At 52.1% G+C, this 892-nt stretch carries 1 rRNA gene; it reads left to right on the top strand.

What is annotated here, in order from left to right:
* A 23S ribosomal RNA gene (locus tag ABDZ53_RS12855) occupies positions 1 to 892 on the top strand; the annotation flags it as partial.

Raw genomic sequence — 892 nt, 5'->3', positions numbered from 1 at the left:
AGTACCGTGAGGGAAAGGTGAAAAGAACCCCGGAAGGGGAGTGAAACAGCACCTGAAACCGTGTGCTTACAAGTAGTCAGAGCCCGTTTATGGGTGATGGCGTACCTTTTGTAGAATGGACCGGCGAGTGACGATGTCATGCAAGGTTAAACCGAAGAGGTGGAGCCGCAGCGAAAGCGAGTCTGAATAGGGCGTAGAGTATGCCGTCGTCGACCCGAAACCAAGTGACCTACCCATGTGCAGGGTGAAGGTGCGGTGAAACGCACTGGAGGCCCGAACCCACGTATGTTGAAAAATGCGGGGATGACGTGTGGGTAGCGGAGAAATTCCAATCGAACTTGGAGATAGCTGGTTCTCTCCGAAATAGCTTTAGGGCTAGCCTCGGATAATGCATCGTGGAGGTAGAGCGACTGTTTGGACTAGGGGCCCTTATCGGGTTACCGAATCCTGATAAACTCCGAATGCCACAGTATGTAGATCCGGGAGTCACACTGCGAGTGATAAGATCCGTAGTGGAAAGGGAAACAGCCCAGACCGTCGGCTAAGGTCCCCAAATTCTTGTTAAGTGGAAAAGGATGTGGGGCTGCTTAGACAACTAGGATGTTGGCTTAGAAGCAGCCATCATTTAAAGAGTGCGTAATAGCTCACTAGTCGAGTGGCCCTGCGCCGAAAATGTACCGGGGCTAAACAAGATACCGAAGCCACGGATAGAACCAATGGTTCTATGGTAGGAGAGCGTTCTAAGGGCGTTGAAGCATGATCGTGAGGACATGTGGAGCGCTTAGAAGTGAGAATGCCGGTATGAGTAGCGAAACACGGGTGAGAATCCCGTGCACCGAATGACTAAGGTTTCCTGGGGAAGGCTCGTCCTCCCAGGGTTAGTCGGGACCTA

It is taken from the genome of Alkalibacterium iburiense, assembly GCF_039521845.1.
Lineage (GTDB): Bacteria > Bacillota > Bacilli > Lactobacillales > Carnobacteriaceae_A > Alkalibacterium > Alkalibacterium iburiense.
This window is presented reverse-complemented; position numbering and strand designations above follow the sequence as displayed.